Raw genomic sequence first — 18,823 nt, 5'->3', positions numbered from 1 at the left:
TGTGGAGATTTGTGTATTCAATGGTGTGAGGAAGGACAACGACAAAGGGCACCGAAAGGACCAGGCGCATGCAAAGCACATTGGCGCTAAGTCGTTACGGATGGTTAAATACGGTTTATGAGATAAGCCGCATGCAAGCGCTGGTCCCTGAAATGACGGAACCGGTGCCGTCGAACGATGCTTCGCCTACCCGAGCGGCAGTCACAACGGGCCTGCCATCCGACTGGCCGTGACCGCTTCGGCCCTGCGGCGCCGCCTCGTCTTCCCCCAGCGGCCGAGCTGTCGCCCGAATAACATTTGCAGGACAAAGACTCATGGCGTCAATCGATCTGGACTCGCCGGCTGTCGCCTCCGGCGACACGCCATCGCAAAAAAAACGCAATGCTGGTGAAATTGCCGGGTTGAAATCGTATGGACTTTTGTACGGTTCATCGCCCGTGATGATGGAGTTGTACTCGCAGATCGAACGCGTGGCCGCCACCGATGCCACCGCGTTGATCATCGGTGAATCGGGGACGGGCAAGGAGCTGATTGCACGCACGATCCACGATCAGAGCGCCCGCCGCGAAGCCCCGTTCGTTGCCGTGAATTGCGGCGCGATCCCCGATAACCTGATCGAACCTGAACTCTTCGGCCACGAGAAAGGCAGCTTCACAGGTGCCGTGCAGGGACGCCTCGGCTACTTCGAGCATGCCAACGGCGGCACGCTGTTCCTCGATGAAGTAACCGAGATGTCACCGGTTCGACAAGTCAAGCTGCTGCGTGCGCTGGAAACGGGCACGTTCTTTCGGGTGGGCGGCAATGACCTGATTCACTCCGATGTCCGCGTGATCGCGGCGACCAATCGCGATCCGATTGTGGCGGTGAAGGAGAACGGCTTGCGAGAGGACCTGATGTATCGGCTCGCCGTGTTTCCGTTGCGCGCGCCGCCTCTGCGTGAACGCGATACCGACCGCGAATTCCTCGCGCAGCACTTCCTCTCGGAGATGAACGCGCAAGAAGGGACGAACAAGGCCTTCAGCAAACGCGCGCTCGACATGCTGCGCACGTACTCATGGCCGGGCAATGTGCGCGAGTTGAAGAACACCGTGTATCGCGCGTTCATCCTTGCTGAGAAGACCGTGGAGATTGCGCATCCGCATCTGGCATCGCGGGTTAAAAAACCGGTCACGCAAGGCGATGCGATGAACGTGTGGGTCGGCACGCCGCTCGCCGATGCGCAGAAACAAATCATCCTCGGCACGCTCAAGCATTGCGGAGGAGACAAACGCCGCGCCGCCAAGGCGCTCGGCGTGAGCCTCAAGACGCTGTACAACCGCCTCGGCACGTACGAGAACGAAGGCGACGGGGACGCGTCAACGTCGACGGGCGCGGAAAGCTGAGCGTCGTTGCGTCCTTTTGTGTTCGCTGCGTAGATGAAGTCGATGGGCCCTGATGCGGCTCATCGACGCGTCCACCCGTGAATTTGTCACGGTACTTTTTCATTTTGCGCACTACGTTCCCCGCATTTGCAATTTCTTGCAAATTTCTTTGCCCTTCATTTCGCTGCATCCTTCAAAATGCGCGGGCGCTCCGATTGCTTAGTGTTCCTTTCAGTGCTCGCACAGGCAAGCCGGTTGTCGTTATCGAAGGAATAAGGAAAGGCGAGGAAGGTACAGCATCATGCAGAAAACGATTCACCGGCGGCCCCCCAGCGCCGTCGCACTGGCAACGCTCCTGATTGGAGCACTCGCATGCGCCACCCTCTCAGGGTGTAGCTCCTTATATGGTGAAAGCGCCGTGGCAGGCGCCGGTATAGCCGGCGCCGCCATCGCGGGCAGCGTGACCCGCAACGCCGCGGTGGCAACCGGCATCGGCCTTGGCGCCGTGGCTGCGGCCAAGGCCGGCGTGCAGTACAGCGAGCGCGTGATGCACACCTATACGCAAGACAGGATCGCCGGGGCAGCCGGTCCGCTCGCCGTCGGCGCGGTGGCACCGTGGTTCGCGGTGCATAGCGTGCCCATCGAGCCGGACGAGAAGGGCCGCGTGACGGTCAGCCGGACCATCAGCACAGGGACGCTCGATTGCAAGGAGATCGTATTCTCCGTCGATACCGATGCCACCAAGGATCATCCGGCCGACAGCGGTTTCTACGTTGCGTCAATCTGCCGTGACGGCCAGGTCTGGAAGTGGGCGTCGGCGGAACCTGCCACGCCGCGCTGGGGTGCGCTGCAATGAAACCCGGCCTCAGTTTGATGCTCGCGGCCGGCGTCGCTGCGAGCTGCGTCTTCCTCAGCGGCTGCGGCTCGATCGGTGCGGCAGCCGGCGCGGCAGCGGGGGTCTCCACGGGCGTGATCACCAGCAATCCGGCCATCGGTTTCGGCGTGGGTATCGCGGTCCAGGCCGCCACCGACGAAGCCGTTCAGCGTCTGATGAAACGCCTGCATAGCGACCAGCAGATCGCCATTGCGACGACCGCGGGCGATCTCCCCATCGGCGATACGAAACCCTGGCGCGTGAAACATGCGCTGCCGGTGGAGAACGGTCATGGCGACGTGCGTGTGCTGCGCGAATTCAGCAGCGCGCTGGCGACCTGCCGGGAGTTCGCATTCTCGGTCGCCGACGGCGACAAGCCGGACGCGCATCAGGACTGGTTCCTCGCGCAGGCCTGCAAGGGCAATGACAATAGTGGCGGCGGCTGGAAATGGGCATCGGCGGAACCGGCGGTGGAACGCTGGGGCAATCTGCAGTAGTAGATTGTGCCTCCCTCCGCGTTGGCGCGTCACCAGCGCCAACGTACGCCCGCGTCTCCGCCCACCGACTCGCGACGCGCGCCGCTCACGTTCGTCGCGTAGTGCACGTTCACGAATACGCTGCCGCGCGCGCTCACGTTCACGGCCACCCCGGCTTCCACGTCGGCAATCGTCGCCGATGACTCCGCGGCGATCACGGTTGTATCGCCGAACGTCACGTGGCTCCCGGCATTGAAGTAGCGCCAGAGATTCACGCGTGCATACGGCTGCCAGATCGCGCCCAGCGCTTCCATACGGCTTGTCAGGCGTACGCCGAGACGAGCGGCCAGGGAACTTGGGTTATCGAAGGCGACGGTCGAAATACCATCGTTGAGATCGTCGAGGGCCACGTGTTGCCAGATCAGTTGCGCCTGCGGTTCGATACGCAATCCGGCCGGCAACGCAAATGGCAAGCCGGCCTCGATGGAACCTGCGATGGACCGGCCGTGCGTGGTTGGGTTGACGCCGTCGTTCGACGACGGTTTGATCGTCAACGCGCTGCCCATCACGACCGTATCGGTGTACCAGCCGCCCGCGCCGATGTGCGTCCAGTACGCGCCGAGGCTCCCGGCATCGATACTCAGATTGCCCGCCGACACAGCCGGCATGCCCAGCGCGAAACCGCTCACATCGCCTGAAGCGCGCGAGGCGCCGAGCATAAAACCATAGTGATTCCGACGGCCGTCGGCGGTGGTGTCAGCGTACACATCCTGACCAATTTGCACGCCGCCGGTCGAACCGTTGAAATGCGGATCGACGCCCGTGTCGCTGCTTGTGATCGTCCGGTTACCCCAGACACGGCTCCATGCCGCAGGCACCGCGCCCGCCTCGTTTAACATCGATTGATCGCCCTGGCGGTCGTGAAAAGTGCCAATCTGTTCGATACCAAGCTCGCGCGTGATTGAGGGGATCTCCGCGTAGAGCGGTACTTCGATGCGATAGAGCGGCGTCGGTGCTTGCGGCGGCGATGTCGGCTGTATGGGCGGCGGTGCCGGGTCTGTCGGCGGCGGTGCCGGCGACGTAGGAGGTGCAGGCGGCGCAGGCGATGTGGGCGGCGCAGGCGATGTGGGCGGCGGTGCGGGGGGAGCCGGTGGCACAGGCGATGTGGGCGGCGGTGCGGGGGGAGCCGGTGGCACAGGCGGCACCGGTGGAACAGGCGGCACGGGCGGCACGGGCGGCACCGGCGTGATGCTCGACCGCAAATACCAGTCGTCCCCCGTTCCCGCCGTCACCCCGCCTCGAAACAGGTAATACGTGAACGCCCCGGCCTTGACCGGCTGCGACAACGAAAACGCCGTCGCGGCCGTCGTCCCGCCCTGAATCGTCTGCACGACCATGATCCCGTCGGCCACTGTCAGCGCCCCTGCGCCGCCGGCGTTCGTCACACCGATCGCCGTATTGCCCGTCGCCGCGCCTTGCGAAATCACCAGTTTTCCGCTCGGCGAACCGTCCGTCCCGAGCACGCTCTGCACCAGCAATTTGCCGCCCTGCCCGACATAGTTGCCGCCGACGACCAGCGCACTGTGCGGGCCCGCGCCGCCGGTCAAATCGATCGTGCCCGCGTTGCTTACCGTCACGAGGCCGCCCGGCCCGGCGGCCATGATTGCCGATGACCCGCCACCGTTCCACGCAAGCGTGCTCGTCGAATCGATGCCGAGCACACCGGTTTGCGTCGCGGCATCGCCGAGCGTCAGTCCCTGGCCGTCGAGCGTGAGCCGGCTGGCGTTCGTCACCGCGATGCTTTCCCAGTTCACGAAACGGCTCAGGCCGCTGGCTTGCGTGTGATCGAACGTGAGGGCGTCGTGACCGGCGCCGCCATCGAATGTCGATATCCCGGCAAGGTTGGCATCGCTCAGATTCGACAACGTGGCGGTGACCCCGCCTGCTCCGAACGACACCGATCCGCCGATCACGCCCCCGCCCAGCCATCCGAAGGTCGTGGTCCCGTCGCCTGATGCAAGACCCTGCGCAATCGATCCGCCCGTGACCGTGATGGCGTTCGTGCCATTGCCGAGCGTGACCGTGCCGCCGATCGCCCCGCCCGATAGCGTCAACGCCGTATCGCCGGAACCGGCCGTCAGGTTTGCATCGACCTGTCCTCCAGACATGGTGAAGGTATTGGTGACGGCCGTCAGCCCCACGCTGCCAATGCGCCCGCCGGTGATCGTGACGGCGCCGCCGTTTGTCAGGCCGCCCGTGACGACTCCGCCGTTCAGCGTGAAGCGCGGCTGCGGTCCGCCCTGATCGACGGAATCGACCTGGCCCGCCTGCATCACGAACGTGTTGACGCCGGTGCCTTGCCGGATCAGTCCGGTGACTGTGCCGCCGTCCATGTTGAACGTGTTCACGCCGGTATCGGTCCATACGGCAACGCCACCGCCGCCCGATATCTGGCCGGTATTCGTGATGGTGACGACGTACGGGCCCGTGGTGGAGATGCCGAGATTCGTACCGCCCGCGATCACCCCGCTGTTCACGATCACCGTGTCGCCGCCAACCACCGACATCCCTACGTTGCCGCCCGAGATGGTCCCGGCGTTGGTGAACGTGCCACCGCCGTTGGCGTCGATACCGTTGTCCTGATCGCTGGCAATACGTGCCCCCGCGGCGTTGACCAGGGTGACCGTGTTCGCGAGATATGCGCCGAGCGCGTTCGGCCCATGCGTCACGATCGAACCCGTGTTCGTGATGAGTCCCGGCGTGGCATCGAGGGAGATGATGCCGTGGCCGTTCGGTCCGGATGTCTCGACGGACCCGTTGTTGGTCAACGTCGTTCCGACGCCGCTGCCGTTCGCGAAAAGACCATAAGAACTGGTTCCCGACGTCGTAATCGTGCCGTTGTTGACGATCGTGTCTCCGGAAGTCTCGGCGGCCATGCCGTAGGAACCGTCGCCGGAAGTGGTAAGCGCGCCGTTGTTGGTCAGCGAGCCGCCGCCGGCGTTGGAAAAGTCCAGCATGGCTGCCGCACTTGCACCGCCCGTGGAAATCACCCCGCCCGCGGCGTTCAGCATCCTCACCGCCGCCGATGTATTGAACATGCCCTCGGACTCCGCTCCGCCGGTCTGGATCGAGCCGCCGTTGGTCAGCGAGTTGTGCCCGAGGCCGTTTGCGCTTCCCCCGGACGAGATGGCATCGAACGTATCCCCGTTGATTTGCAGCGTTCCAAGGTTCGTCACGGTGCTCGAATCCCGAACGACGATGCCGTTGATATTGGTCACGCTGATGCCGGAGCCGGGCAGCACGACCACGGTGACGCCCGTGCTTCCGTTGGCGGCTACCACGGGCAGCGTCGATGGATTCGGCGCATTGGTGTTGCATGTGGTGGTTTCTCCGCTTGCGGGCGCCAGGTTGTCGCATACAGCGAGCGCAGACGGAACGCGCAGCAAACACGTCACGCCGATAGACAGACGGGTTAGCCGAGCGGGTTTGAAGAGCCAGTTGGGCGGCAACAGCGAGCGCATCTTTTGTCTCCACGTTTCGGGCTGACGACGCGTCTGCCCTGCCGTGTGTGATCGTCCCGCGCCAGTTTTAGCCAGGCGTGTCGACGGGTGCGTGTCCGGTTGGGGATCAAAGCGTAATCCACGATTTCCGCTGGAGCAATCTTGCGCAAAGCGATTCAATGGCGCGGTATCGAAACGTTCAAAGCCATAATAGGACTGGCTCTCAGCGCGATATGAAACGATCCTTCGGAGTCCTTCCATAACTGCAGGCAATCACGCGCTTACCGGCCGGAAACCTCGTGATGACCGAACCAGAACCGCAGATCGATAACTAAAACAAAGACGTGCAAACGCAAAAAACGCGGCATCCGTTTCTGGATGAGCCGCGTTTTTTTTAAAAGCCGCACCGTTGAACCGGTGTTTTGTCTCCGTCCGTCAGGACTCGACATCCTCCAGACTGAAAATCTCGGTCTGGTCGTTGTACGAGAAAATCTCGCCGTAACGGCCCCAGTTGATCACCGCGTCCAGGGTTTCCTCGGCGGCTTTATCGGAGAGGAAGTCTTCCAGTTCCTGCTCGAAGCGCACACGCGGTGCACGATGCCCAGGCCGTTCGTTCAGCACCTTCTTGATCCGGGCTGCGAGCGGCACGTGCCGCAGCAAATGCTCCGCGAACATCATCTTGCGCTCCTGCGTACCAAACTCGGCGAACACGCGCGCCGGCGGCGTCAGGAAAATATCGCCTTCGCGCACGTCGGCGAAACCCAGATGCTGCAGCACTTCGGCTACAGGAAACAGATCGTCCACTTCCAGATGCAGCGACCGCGCGATCTCCGGCATGTCGGCACGGCCGTGATACGGATCAGCCGCAAGCGTTTCGATCAGACCCGCCATCAGGTTGGTCGACACCTGCGGCAGCCAGCTGCTCAGTTCCAGGCCCTTTTTCTTCTCTTCGCCGAACTGCCGCGCGGTCATCTTGGCGTAGATGTCATCGACCAGACGACGGAACGCCGGATCAAGACGATTGCGCGGGTGCTTGAACGGCACCCGGATTTCAGCCATCACGCGCCCCGGATTCGACGACAACACCAGGATCCGGTCACACATGAACACCGCTTCTTCGATGTTATGCGTCACGATCAACACCGACTTGATCGGCATCTTGCCCTGCGTCCAGAGATCGAGCAGATCGGTACGCAAGTTCTCCGCGGTCAACACGTCGAGCGCGGAGAACGGCTCGTCCATGAGTAACAACGTGGGGTCGACGACCAGCGCGCGCGCAAAACCCACCCGCTGGCGCATGCCGCCCGACAACTCACGCGGATACGCGTTTTCGAAACCGTCGAGACCGATCAGGTCGATGGCCGCCAGCGCCCGCTCGCGCCGCAGCTTCGACGGCACGCCCTGCGCCTCCAGCCCCGCTTCCACGTTCTGCAGCACGGTCAGCCACGGAAACAGCGCGAAGGTCTGGAAGACCATGGCCACGCCTTTTGCCGGGCCGTGCAACGGCTCGTTCAGATAGGTGACCTCACCGCCTGTCGGCTCGATCAGGCCGGCGATGATCCGCAGCAGCGTCGACTTGCCGGAACCCGAACGGCCCAGCAACCCGACAATCTCGCCTTCGTTGAGCGTCAGGTTCACGTCTTCGAGCACGAGCAGTTCGCCCTGCGTCTTGTTGAAGCCGCGACTGACTTTGTCGACGCGCAGGATTTCCTGGCCGGGGCGCGGCGGGATCGGCGGCGTTTGGGTGGTCGTATTCGTCTGCGTTGACATAGGCGCTCGCGTGTTGCTGATTACAAAAATTTCACGGTTTGGGCCGTTGGCGGCGGGCGTTCGGCCGGATGACGGGCTTCGGACTCAGTCCAGCCTCAGGCGCGCTTCAGCGAAAGCGAACAACGGCCGCCACAGGAGCCGGTTAAAGAGTGTGACGAACAGCGACATCACGGCAATACCGAGGATGATTTTCGGATAGTCGCCGTCGGCGGTGCTTTGCGCTATGTACGCGCCAAGCCCGTGGGCCACGATTTTCGTATGACCCCACGACACCGCTTCCGCCACGATGCTCGCATTCCACGCCCCGCCCGATGCGGTGATCGCGCCAGTCACGTAGTACGGGAAAATGCCCGGCAGGATGGCCTGGCGCCACCACTGCCAGCCTTTGATCTGGAAATTGGTGGCCGCTTCACGGTAATCGTTCGGATACGACGTCGCCCCGGCAATCACGTTGAAAAGGATATACCACTGCGTGCCCAGCACGATCAGCGGCGAGAGCCAGATATCCGGGTTCAGGTCGAATTTCACGATCACCACGACAAACACCGGGAACAGCAAGTTCGCCGGGAACGCGGCCAGGAACTGCGCGAGCGGCTGGATCTTGCTGGCCAGGGCGGGCCGCAGCCCGATCAGCACGCCGATCGGAACCCAGATCACCGAAGCCAGCGCGATCAGCACCATCACGCGAAACAGCGTGATCAAGCCCAGCCAGAAGACGTGCCAGACTTCGCCCCACGTGACGCCGGTGCTCACGAACACCGTCACCTTCCACACCAGGAACACCGTCAGCGCGAGGACGATGACCGCCCACGCGATATCGCCGGCACGGGACGGATTACGGGACTTGCTGCGCGCCGCGGGCGTCGGCCCGGACGCGCCTATCGGGAATTTCGGCAGGCGGCCTTGCAGCGACGGCAGCTTCAGCGGCACCCGCGCCATCTTGCCGATCATCCAGCCCGCCGGCACGAGCAACTGGTGAATCAGGCGCGTGCGGCGAATCAGGTCGAGCAGCCACGACTCCGGCACGTTGCCCGAACTCGTGTTTTCCATGCGGAATTTGTCGGCCCACGCAACCAGCGGACGGAACATGAGCTGATCGTAGGCCAGGATCACAACGGTCATTGCCAGGATCACCCAGCCGATCGCGCCGAGATTGCGCTCGCCAATGGCCGTTGCCAGATACGCGCCGATACCCGGCAATACGATGGTGCGGTTACCGACCACGATCGCTTCGGAGGCGACGACGAAGAACCAGCCGCCCGACATCGACATCATCATGTTCCAGATGAGGCCGGGCATCGAAAACGGCACTTCGAGCTTCCAGAAGCGCTGCCAGTTGGTCAGGTGAAAACCGCGCGAGACTTCATCGAGATCGCGCGGCACGGTCCGCAGCGACTGATAGAAGCTGAACGTCATGTTCCACGCCTGGCTCGTGAAAATGGCGAAGATCGCCGCCAGCTCGGCGCCGAACACGCGGCCCGGGAACAACGCGAGAAAGAACGTGACCGTGAACGAGATATAACCGAGCACCGGCACCGACTGGAGAATGTCCAGGATCGGCACGAGCACGACGGACGCCCGCCGGCTCTTCGCCGCGAGCGTGCCGTAGATCAGCGTGAAGACCAGCGACGCCACCATGGCCGCAAGCATGCGCAAGGTAGTGCGCAGCGCGTATTCGGGCAGGTTCGCCGGGTCGAGCGAAATGGCCTGCGTTTGCAGTGTCGAGATGGGCGCCAACGTCTCGTGAAAGCCGACTACGGTGAGCGCAAGCACGCAGATAATCAGCGGGAACGCGACGAAGTCCCATCGATTAGGCAACAGACGCAACGCCGAAGCGTTCGCCGTTCGAGTCAGGTTAAAGCCGAAATCCATTCCACGCCCTTCCCGTTGAGGCTCGTTGCAGCAGGCCGCCGTTGCGCGAGGCAGCGTCCGGCGCCTGTGTTATTGCCTGTATTCTTGTTTCCCAAGCGGATACTCCGCCCTTCCCTCATCCGCCAGGCGCGGGCGCGGGCGCGGCCTGACCTCGCCTCTCCGTCAAACCAGCGGAGTCCTGCGCGTTCCAGGCAGAACCCGGCGCATGGTGGTGCGGTGCCATTGAACACTCGCCCACCCGGCCGACACACAACTTGACTATTTCGGAAACGCACGACACTACACCAACCTTTGTTTCACGCACAACCTCGGCCGGCGGGTCTGTTGCCGGTTTTCCTGATCCACCGCCCTCAGCACCGCCCCTGGGTTAAACGGCTGACCCGTGGCGAACGTGGACACACGGTTCAGAAACGCGCGCTCGTGCCGATAACACCTTGATGGCCGGGAGAAAACGTCGTCCAATCGAGGCGTGAAGGCGTGGGCCAAGTGGGTGAACCGGAGCGAACCTGGGCAAATCGGACTGCGGTTGGGCGAACTACCGATATACGCGCGGCTGCGCCCGGTAAGATGCTCATATGCCGGTAAAACACTCATAACATGCTCGTGACGCGCGGTCGCGCCACAGTCAGACAGGCCAGAGGATCGATGAACAAGACAACCTTCCACCGCGCCATCGCGACGCTCGCCTTCGCGTTGCTCGCATGCGTGTGCTGGGTTGCCGCCGGGATGGTGTCGGACCGAATGGTACAGCAAGAACTGACCGCGTCGGTACGCGTGGAGCAGCAAATGGCTGCGTCGATCGTCGACAACACCGCGCAGATCATTGCCAGCGACATCGCCATGTCCCGGGCGATTCCGGCCACTATCGCCGAAATGGACATGATCCAGCTGGCGCTCGCCCAATCCCACGGTTCCACGGAAGAAATCAGGCAAACCGAGCCCGAGCGGCGGGCAAAATGGCTCGCCGCGCCGGCGCTCGCCAAACTCGACAACTTCCTGCGCAACGCCCGCGGATTCACGGGCCTCGACTATGTGTGGGTCGTCAATAGCGATGGGTTTTGCGTGGCGTCGAGCAACGGGAATGACTCGAACAGCTTCGTTGGCATCGACATGCGCATGCGCGGTTATATCCAGAAAGCGCTGCTCGGCGCGTTCAACGAAACTTACGGCGTCGGCCGGATGAACGGCGACCCCGGCATCTTCATCGCGACGCCGGTGTATCGCGACGGCTTCCTGGTAGGCGCGGTGATCGCCAAAGTGAGTATCGACCGCTTGCGCCACTGGGTAGCGCGCGCGGGCACATTCGTCACCGACAGCAACGGCGTGATCATCATGGCTCACGAAAGCCGGCTCGAAAACCGCGTGCTGCCGGATTCGCCCGTGCTGCAAATGTCGAGGGCGGAGCGGCTGGATGCGTATCGGCGGGTCGATTTCCGTACGCTGCCGCTGACCAACATTGGGGACCGCGTGCGGGCGGACGCGCCCTGGCTGCCGCCTTCGCTCGCACACTCGTTTTTCTCCTCCGGCGACAGCAACACGCCCTCTCTCTACGACGAACGCACCGGTCTGAACTCGGGGCTTGCCGCGCATATTGTCCATCCGCTGCCGAACTGGACGGAAATTGTGAGCAATCAACGTCGCGACAGGCTGCTCGTGTTCCTGACGACGCTCGGCGTGAGCCTGCTGGCCATTGTGATCACCGTGTCATACCTGCGCGAACGGCGCTTGCACCGGGCCACGCGCCATCTGGCCAACCAGTTGCAGTCGGCCAATGCGCTGCTGTCCGCTGAAGCCCGGCACGACGCGTTGACCGGAGCGCTGTCGCGACGTTATTTCCTCGATACCTTGCGCCGCGAAGTCGATCTGGCCCGCTCGGGCGGCATGCCGCTGTCAGTTGCAATCGCCGATCTTGACCACTTCAAGCAGGTGAATGACCGCTTCGGCCACGCCACCGGTGACCGCGCGCTCGAACATTTCGTGCGGATGTGCGAAGGGCAACTGCGCGCGAGCGACGGTGTCGGGCGCCTGGGCGGTGAGGAATTCGGTCTGCTGCTGCCGCATACCTCGCTCGCCGATGCCCACACGGTTCTCGAACGCCTGCGCAAGCGCTTCAACCAGGAGCATTGCGCTTATCTCCCCGACGACTCCACGCTGAGCGTGAGCATTGGCATCACGGAAATGAGCGACGGCGACACGGCCGAAAACCTGCTCAAGCGCGCGGATCTGGCGTTGTATGCGGCGAAATCGGGAGGGCGCGACCGCAGCGAAGTGCGCCCGGCCGATACCCGGCCCCCCCTGCCGCTGCATCCTGAAACGGTCTGACGCAAAGTTAAACCGGTTAAAACGGCAATTTAGCGAGACGTTGGCCGAAAGGCGTGGTGCGGCAGCGGCACGACAGCAGGTATTATCGATCTTCGAGTTCGATATCTGCCGTTATCAAGAATCAGGAGGGGTGCATGAAGGGAAATCTGGTCATTGTCTGCCGCGATCAGGACGCTGAAGCGTTCGATCACTTGCTGGCCGAGTATGGTGCGTTCCAGACACGACTCTCTTCGACTGCCTGGTATTTGCGTCTTGAGGTCGCCCCCGAAGTGATCCAGGAGGAAATCCTGGCACGGTTCGGCAAATACACCACGCACTATATTTTCGAAGCCGCGACCGTGACGTACAACACGGTCGACAGCGAAGCAGCTTCCGCGCTCAATACCTTGTTCGACTAGGGATTTCGCCTCGCGCCAGGCTTGGGTTCGCTGGCGCTGCGGGGTTCTGGCGGCGGAGTTTTGGCCACGCGCGAAACCCGCCGCCCGAGGACGCCAAGCCCCGGGCTGGCCAATCACATCATGCGCGCTTCATGCAGCACGTCGCCATGCAGCATCTCGGCCGAGCGCGCCACCACATCGAAGGGAAAGGTCATCACGGCCTGCAGGCCGCCTTCGGGGCGATTGCCAATTTCGCATTCACCGCCCGCCCGCCGTACCAGCCGCTCAACAATCGCAAGCCCCAGCCCGCTGTGGCCACTGCCGCCGCGCGCCGGATCGAGCCTGACGAACGGCCGGCTCGCCTTCACCAGATCGTGTGCCGCGATCCCGCTGCCGCTGTCCATGACGCGCAAAATCCAGCCATTCGTCCCGCGCAACGTTTCGATCACGATCGGCGGTGCGCCGTACGCGTGAGCGTTATCGAGCAGGTTCGACAGCAAGCGGTCAAGCGTCGCCGCGGGCAACGCGAAATCCCGCCCGGCTGTAAGCCGGGTCTGAATAGACGGCGCGCCCACAGTGACAGCGCGATAACTGCGCGCAATGCGCTCGCACTGCTGATCAACTTCGGCCGGCTCGCTACGATCGGCGCCGTCGTGTGCGAACACAAGGAACTGGTCGACGATATGCGCCATGGAATCCACGTCGCGCACCACGCCGTCCCGTAGTTTCGCTTCATCCATCATTTCAGCACGCAGGCGCAAACGCGCAAGCGGCGTCTTGAGATCATGGGCGACCCCAGCCAGCATGACCGCGCGGTCGCTTTCCGTCTGCTCCACTTCGCGCACCATCTGGTTGAACCCGTGGGTCAACTGCCGCAGCTCGCGCGGACCACGCTCGGGCACCGGCGGAGTAGGTTCACCCCGGCCGAAGCGGCCGACCGCCTGCGCCAGCGAACGCAACGGCGTCTGTAATTGCCACGCGGCAAAGAGTGCGGCCATCACCGCCGTGGAAAAAATAATCGCAAGCCAGAGCAGCATCCGGTCGCGCGAACGCGGCGGCCGCAAAGGCTGAACCGGCACGACAATCCAGCTGGCGTCCTTCGCGCCTCGCACCCACAGGCGCGGCGGGCCGCCCGGCTCGCCGATGCGGATGTCGGTGCCGTCTGGCAAGCGATCCCGCAAGTCGTCGATAAATCGCCCGAACTGCGGCGGCACGCGGCTGCTGTCAGCGTCGGTGAAGGGTTTGGGAACTTCATGACTGTTGGGCTCGACCACGCTCACGCTCGACGGCAGCGGCTGATCCGGCGAATTCGCGATGTGCTGGCGCACGGCGTCGACCAGGAACGCGGCCTCTTCTACCGCGTAGCGAGTTTGCGTCTGATCCCGCTCGAGCCGGATGACCGTGAACCAGGCGACGTGCGACAACACCAGCACGCCGATGACCAGGACAACCAGCCGGCCGAACAGTGAATCAATGGGCCGACGCATTTTGCTCGCCGTCCGGCACGAACACATAACCGCGTCCGCGCACCGTCTGGATGAAGCGCGGCGTGGACGGATCGGTTTCGAGAATCCGGCGCAGACGCCACACCTGCACGTCGATACCGCGGTCGGTGCCGTCGTATTCGGGACCGTGCAGCAGTTCGAGCAGGCGCTCGCGCGTCAGCGTGCGCATGGGGTGATTAACGAAAATCTTCAGCAATGCGAACTCGCTGCCCGACAGCGTGAGCGGCGTTTCGTCCTGATGAAGCGTGCGCGACTGGAAGTCGAGCCGGAAACGCCCGAACGAAAACGGTTCGCGCTGCTCGGGCGCCGCCGACGGAATCGTACGGCGCCGGCGCAACACTGCCTGCACGCGCGCCAGCAATTCGCGCGGGTTGAACGGTTTGCCCAGATAGTCGTCAGCGCCAAGTTCCAGTCCGACGATGCGATCCACGTCGTCCGCGCGGGCCGTCAGCATGATCACCGGAATGTCGTCACCCGAAGCGCGCAACTTGCGCAATGCGGTCAGTCCGTCCACACCCGGCATCATCAGGTCGAGCACGATCAGGTCCGGACGCTCGCGTTCGAGGCGCCGTTCGAGCGTACCCGCGTCATGCAGCACCGATACCTCGATGCCTTGCCGGACCAGGTAGTCGCGCAGGAGGTCGCGCAGTTCAGAGTCGTCGTCGACGACAAGTATTTGAGTAGCCATGCGACGCAGTTTAACGCCAGTCCGCAGCCTCCACGTTGCAAACACACTGGAAACGTTTACTGGGTGTTACCGCGAAAGGCGGAAGTAAACCGGCGTAATAACGAGGCCCCCGCTCGTAACACGCGCTTCGCGGCGACTGTCTACGCTGTGTCTTACCGAAGGCGCGACCACCGAAACGGCGCAGCCAGATCGGCTCTGGAAATCAAAAAAGGAGTAAACCATGTTGAAGCAGTCCCGATTCCTCGCCACCGCCGCCGCTGCGCTCGCCCTGTCGATCGGCGCGGTCAATGCCGCCAGCGCCGCCGCGCCCGACGCGCCGCCGCCCGGCGGTGCAGGCATGATGGGCGGTCCCGGCGGCCCGGGCGGGCATCATCGGGGAATGCAGATGAAGAAAGAGTTCGACAAGTTGCACAGCCAGCTCAATCTCAACGCAGACCAGGAAAAAGCGTGGCAGGCCGCGCTTGGCACCATGAAACAGAACCATGAGGCCATGCGTGAAAGCCACAAGCAGATGCACGCACAAATGGCATCAATGAAGCAGCAGCCCATTCTCGATCTGAACGCCATGTATGCGGCGCATCAGAAGATTGAGCAGCAGAATGCCCAGTTGCGCGACCAGACGAGCGCCGCGTGGCTGAACTTCTACAACACGCTGAACGACCAGCAGAAGACCACGGTCAGTACAGCGCTCAAGCAGCGCTTCGCGAGAATGGAAGCGCGCCGGGAAAAGATGCATGAGCGCTGGAGTCAGCATCGCGGCATGCACGGTGCGCCTGCTGGAGCATCGGCCGTTAATCCGTGAGCGCCGCCTGAGCATTGGCTGAGGTAGGCGCCCGGAGCCTGCGATTGAAGCGGCGCGGTCCGCCGGTTCAATCGCATGGCGCCAGACAGACCGTTCCGGCTGACGTTGGAACGGTTTTTTTTGCATTGCCCGGATGTGACATTACTTTTAACGTTGAAACGACGGGCGACGCGATTGATCAATACAAGCCAGTTCCGTGTTGGTCCAGCGGGCGCGCGGCGCGGCGTCATCCGAACGCCTCCGGGAAATTCAAAGCGCGCTAACCAATACAAAAGGCCACGGAATCGCTTCCGCGGCCTTTTCTCATCCCTTCCCCCAAAGACGGGAAAGTTCAGCAAGTAACTGTTTACGCCAGGTCGAACAGGATCACTTCAGCGCCGGCGCCCTGATCCAGCGTGACCTTCGACACCCCTTCCAGCTTCGCGGCATCGCCCGCCACCAGCGCTTCGCCGTTCACCGAAATCGCGCCCCGCGCCACGTGCACATACACTCGCCTCCCGGCCGGCACGTTGAATTCCGCGCGTTCATCGCCGTCGAAAAGACCTGCGTAAAGCTCGGCATCGGCGCCCAGCTTGACCGCGCCGTCCCGGCCCTCCGGCGACGCGATCACCCGCAGCCGGCCACGCTTTTCAGCGTCGTCGAAACGCTTTTCCTCGTAGCCCGGCGCATTGCCCGCTGCGTCCGGGATGATCCAGATCTGCAGGAAATGCGCGGTTTCAGTGGCCGAGCCATTGAACTCGCTATGCCGCACGCCCGTGCCGGCGCTCATGCGCTGGACGTCGCCGGGACGGATGGTCGAGCCGTTGCCCATGCTGTCCTTGTGCGACAGTGCGCCCTCGAGCACGTAACTGATGATTTCCATGTCGCGATGGCCGTGCGTCCCGAAACCCTGGCCACCTGCAACGCGATCCTCATTGATTACCCGCAGCGCGCCGAAATGCACGTGCTTCGGGTCGTCATAGCCGGCGACCGAAAAGCTGTGATACGAATCAAGCCAGCCATGGTTAGCGTGGCCGCGTTCGTTGGCGCGTCGAATTTCAAACATATCGAACTCCCGGTGATATTGCGATGGAGAGAATGTAAGGGCGCTCACCACGCTAAACAATCGCCCGTGCAGGCACCACACCGTCCTGAAAATGCGTGCAATCTCGATAGTGCGCGGGCATTGCAGGGAAAATCGGGTCATGGGACGCTCGAACCGGCGCGTGGCGCAAGGCCTCGGGCGCCGGTCGGCTTCGGGTAGAATACCGGCCTTTTCAAGGGTCAACGGCCGCCTGAGATGTCGACGCCCCGCCGGAAAGGCGCGCCGGGAAAGCCGCACGGTGCGTCCGCGTACTTCAGCCGAGGTCGCATTTTTTCGGGCGAAAGGCCTTTGTCGACAAAACGCACCAATTTTGGACACCTAGAATAAGCACCGCCGAAGACGGTCGGCAGCAAGTGCCTCTGGGCGCGGTCGAAGCGGCGGTGACCGGACGTGACCGCAGTTTGTTTGCCGGGGAGCGGGCGAGAGGTAGAACGAAGCAGCGCGGCTGCTGACGGCGGGTGTAGATAAACCAGGAACCAAGCACGGCGAGAGGCCCGGGTTCACCGAACACCCGAAGCAGGCCGCGAGACAGCGGTTATGTGAATTCAGGAAAAAAAGCGCGGCTGAACAGGCAACAGCGAAAAAAAGCGAAGGCCACGGCACACGCGCATGTCATCAAGGAATCACCATGTTTCTGCAAGGCTACGGGCCGCTTATCCTCTCGGGCACATGGCAAACCGTCAAGCTGGCGGTCTTGTCGCTCGTGTTCGCATTCGTGATCGGGCTCCTCGGCGCGGCGGCGAAACTGTCGAGGAATCGCATTTCTTCGGGCGCGGGCACGATCTACACCACGCTCGTGCGCGGCGTTCCGGACCTCGTGCTGATGCTGCTCCTGTTCTACAGCATCCAGATCTGGCTCAATCACCTCACCGATTTCCTGGGCTGGGATCAGATCGATATCGATCCGTTCGTCGCCGGTGTCATCGTGCTCGGTTTCATCTATGGCGCGTATTTCACCGAGACCTTCCGCGGCGCGTTCCTCTCCGTGCCACGCGGCCAGCTTGAGGCGGGCGCGGCTTACGGCATGACCCCGTGGCAAACCTTCTCGCGAATCATGTTCCCGCAGATGATGCGTTTCGCGCTGCCGGGCATTGGCAACAACTGGCAGGTGATGGTGAAAGCGACCGCGCTGGTATCGATCATCGGTCTGGCGGACGTGGTCAAGGCGGCGCAGGACGCCGGCAAGGGCACGTTGCGGTTCTTCTTTTTCACGCTGCTCGCGGGCGCGGTCTATCTCGTGATCACCACGATATCGAATCTCGTGCTGATGTGGCTTGAACGGCGGTACTCGTCGGGCGTGCGCAAGGCTGACCTCTAGCCATGAGCAACATGAGAAGCCGAAAGCAGTCGCAGCCGGCATGCGGCGCATGTGCGCCAAGCGCCCTCGCTTGAAGACAAGCACAGCGAACCCAGACACTACCAGGCAACCCCAGGTAACCCCCACGCGGCGGAATCCATGCTCGAAATCATCCAGGAATACTGGCGCAACTATTTGTTCACCGACGGTTATCGCATCACCGGCCTCGCCATCACCCTATGGCTGCTGGTTGTATCGATCGTGCTCGGCTTCTGCCTGTCGATCCCGTTGTCGGTCGCGCGGGTATCGAAGAACAAGTTCCTGTCGCGCGGCGTCTGGGTCTACACGTATATCTTCCGTGGCACGCCGCTCTACGTGCAACTGTTGCTCTGCTACACGGGCCTCTACAGCCTGCAAGTGGTCCGCGACCACGTGTTGCTCAACCAGTTTTTCCGCGACGGCATGCACTGCACGCTGCTCGCGTTCACGCTGAACACCTGCGCGTACACCACCGAAATCTTCGCCGGCGCGATCCGGGCAACGCCCTACGGTGAAATTGAAGCAGCGCGGGCGTACGGAATGTCGTCGTTCACGCTCTACCGGCGCGTGATCCTGCCGTCGGCGCTGCGCCGGGCGCTTCCCTACTACAGCAATGAAGTGATCCTGATGCTGCATGCGACCACCGTCGCGTTCACCGCGACCGTGCCGGACATCCTCAAGATTGCCCGCGACGTGAATTCCGCGACTTATCAATCGTTCCAGGCGTTCGGCATCGCCGCCCTGCTCTATTTGTGCATCTCGTTCGCGCTCGTGTGGCTGTTTCGCCGTGCCGAGTATCGCTGGCTCGCCTACTTGCGGCCGCAGGGTAAATAAGCCTCAAGGAACAGGAACAGGA

Annotated in this window: 14 protein-coding genes; 8 read left to right on the top strand and 6 right to left on the bottom strand. The window is 62.8% G+C overall.

Features of this window, described 5'->3' with window-relative positions; all coding sequences use genetic code 11:
* Nucleotides 1-314: 314 nt before the first annotated feature.
* The 3 genes from ACSQ36_RS04785 to ACSQ36_RS04775 all read left to right on the top strand — a co-directional run bounded on the left by ACSQ36_RS04785 (nucleotide 315) and on the right by ACSQ36_RS04775 (nucleotide 2,732).
* Nucleotides 315-1,382, top strand: coding sequence for a sigma-54 interaction domain-containing protein (locus ACSQ36_RS04785; protein ID WP_436181085.1), 1,068 nt, complete (start codon nucleotides 315-317; stop codon nucleotides 1,380-1,382).
* Nucleotides 1,383-1,662: 280 nt separating this feature from the next.
* A complete protein-coding gene (locus tag ACSQ36_RS04780) occupies nucleotides 1,663-2,217 on the top strand; it encodes a hypothetical protein (protein WP_436181084.1) in 555 nt (184 codons plus the stop codon).
* A complete protein-coding gene (locus tag ACSQ36_RS04775; protein WP_436181083.1) occupies nucleotides 2,214-2,732 on the top strand; it encodes a hypothetical protein in 519 nt (172 codons plus the stop codon). The genes ACSQ36_RS04780 and ACSQ36_RS04775 overlap by 4 nt, the downstream gene beginning before the upstream one ends.
* Nucleotides 2,733-2,761: 29 nt before the next feature.
* Here ACSQ36_RS04775 and ACSQ36_RS04770 read toward each other — a convergent pair whose 3' ends face one another.
* From ACSQ36_RS04770 to ACSQ36_RS04760, 3 genes are all read right to left on the bottom strand, one after another.
* Complete coding sequence (locus ACSQ36_RS04770) at nucleotides 2,762-6,232, bottom strand: autotransporter outer membrane beta-barrel domain-containing protein (protein WP_436181082.1); 3,471 nt, start codon at nucleotides 6,230-6,232, stop codon at nucleotides 2,762-2,764.
* A gap of 414 nt (nucleotides 6,233-6,646) precedes the next feature.
* Nucleotides 6,647-7,981: an ABC transporter ATP-binding protein gene (locus ACSQ36_RS04765; RefSeq protein ID WP_436181081.1), complete on the bottom strand. Its 1,335-nt coding sequence runs from the start codon at nucleotides 7,979-7,981 to the stop codon at nucleotides 6,647-6,649.
* A gap of 84 nt (nucleotides 7,982-8,065) precedes the next feature.
* Nucleotides 8,066-9,853: an ABC transporter permease gene (locus ACSQ36_RS04760; RefSeq protein WP_436181080.1), complete on the bottom strand. Its 1,788-nt coding sequence runs from the start codon at nucleotides 9,851-9,853 to the stop codon at nucleotides 8,066-8,068.
* A gap of 645 nt (nucleotides 9,854-10,498) precedes the next feature.
* Here ACSQ36_RS04760 and ACSQ36_RS04755 point away from each other — a divergent pair.
* Together ACSQ36_RS04755 and ACSQ36_RS04750 are read left to right on the top strand one after the other, a co-directional pair.
* Nucleotides 10,499-12,175 (top strand): sensor domain-containing diguanylate cyclase, encoded by a 1,677-nt coding sequence (locus tag ACSQ36_RS04755; RefSeq protein WP_436181079.1) that lies wholly within the window; start codon nucleotides 10,499-10,501, stop codon nucleotides 12,173-12,175.
* Nucleotides 12,176-12,309: 134 nt separating this feature from the next.
* The gene (locus tag ACSQ36_RS04750; RefSeq protein ID WP_213762603.1) at nucleotides 12,310-12,573 is read left to right on the top strand and encodes a double-stranded DNA-specific endonuclease; all 264 of its coding nucleotides are present in this window, start codon (nucleotides 12,310-12,312) and stop codon (nucleotides 12,571-12,573) included.
* A 113-nt stretch (nucleotides 12,574-12,686) separates the two neighbouring features.
* On the opposite strand, the gene ACSQ36_RS04745 is transcribed toward ACSQ36_RS04750, so the two are convergent.
* Together ACSQ36_RS04745 and ACSQ36_RS04740 are read right to left on the bottom strand one after the other, a co-directional pair.
* Nucleotides 12,687-14,039 carry an ATP-binding protein gene (locus tag ACSQ36_RS04745; protein WP_213762602.1) on the bottom strand — a complete coding sequence of 451 codons (1,353 nt, stop codon included), beginning with the start codon at nucleotides 14,037-14,039 and terminating at the stop codon, nucleotides 12,687-12,689.
* On the bottom strand, nucleotides 14,023-14,745 hold the full coding sequence (locus ACSQ36_RS04740; protein ID WP_031362548.1) for a response regulator: 723 nt from the start codon (nucleotides 14,743-14,745) through the stop codon (nucleotides 14,023-14,025). The genes ACSQ36_RS04745 and ACSQ36_RS04740 overlap by 17 nt, the downstream gene beginning before the upstream one ends.
* A 220-nt stretch (nucleotides 14,746-14,965) precedes the next feature.
* Here ACSQ36_RS04740 and ACSQ36_RS04735 point away from each other — a divergent pair, with 220 nt between their 5' ends.
* Nucleotides 14,966-15,547, top strand: a complete 582-nt coding sequence (locus ACSQ36_RS04735; protein WP_436181078.1) for a periplasmic heavy metal sensor — start codon at nucleotides 14,966-14,968, stop codon at nucleotides 15,545-15,547.
* Nucleotides 15,548-15,893: 346 nt separating this feature from the next.
* Here the strand turns inward: ACSQ36_RS04735 and ACSQ36_RS04730 are convergent, their stop codons facing one another.
* A complete protein-coding gene (locus tag ACSQ36_RS04730) occupies nucleotides 15,894-16,592 on the bottom strand; it encodes a pirin family protein (protein ID WP_436183087.1) in 699 nt (232 codons plus the stop codon).
* A gap of 667 nt (nucleotides 16,593-17,259) precedes the next feature.
* On the opposite strand from ACSQ36_RS04730, the gene ACSQ36_RS04725 reads away from it, so the two are divergent.
* Both ACSQ36_RS04725 and ACSQ36_RS04720 read left to right on the top strand, forming a co-directional pair.
* On the top strand, nucleotides 17,260-17,949 hold the full coding sequence (locus ACSQ36_RS04725; RefSeq protein WP_213762651.1) for an ABC transporter permease: 690 nt from the start codon (nucleotides 17,260-17,262) through the stop codon (nucleotides 17,947-17,949).
* 138 nt (nucleotides 17,950-18,087) lie between these two features.
* Nucleotides 18,088-18,801, top strand: a complete 714-nt coding sequence (locus tag ACSQ36_RS04720; RefSeq protein ID WP_213762599.1) for an ABC transporter permease — start codon at nucleotides 18,088-18,090, stop codon at nucleotides 18,799-18,801.
* Nucleotides 18,802-18,823 lie beyond the last annotated feature (22 nt).

Source organism: Caballeronia sp. LjRoot34, from assembly GCF_964253815.1.
GTDB lineage: Bacteria > Pseudomonadota > Gammaproteobacteria > Burkholderiales > Burkholderiaceae > Caballeronia.
This window is presented reverse-complemented; position numbering and strand designations above follow the sequence as displayed.